Source organism: Pseudoalteromonas sp. SIMBA_162 (genome assembly GCF_046535955.1).
GTDB classification, from domain to species: domain Bacteria; phylum Pseudomonadota; class Gammaproteobacteria; order Enterobacterales; family Alteromonadaceae; genus Pseudoalteromonas; species Pseudoalteromonas marina.
On record NZ_JAWJBQ010001383.1, the window covers coordinates 1 to 229 of the forward strand.

1 pseudogene is annotated in these 229 nt (G+C 50.7%); it reads left to right on the forward strand.

The window, feature by feature from the left end:
- Positions 1–156: pseudogene (gene emrR / locus R0J88_RS24135) on the forward strand (multidrug efflux transporter EmrAB transcriptional repressor EmrR); the annotation flags it as partial.
- Positions 157–229: the final 73 nt, after the last annotated feature.

Here is a 229-nt window from a genome sequence, read left to right on the forward strand (position 1 = left end):
CGCGAGGTTTTACCACCGCAGCATAACTGCCTGCATCAACTCTGGTCCGCGCTCAGCACAACAGAAAAAGATCAGCTCGAGCAAATCACCCGCAAATTGCTCTCCCGTCTCGACCAGATGGAACAAGACGGTGTGGTTCTCGAAGCGATGAGCTAACGCGTCATCTCGCTCAAAAATCCAGATTTATAAAAGAAAAAATGACTGGCCAGCATGTTGCGATGCTGGCCAG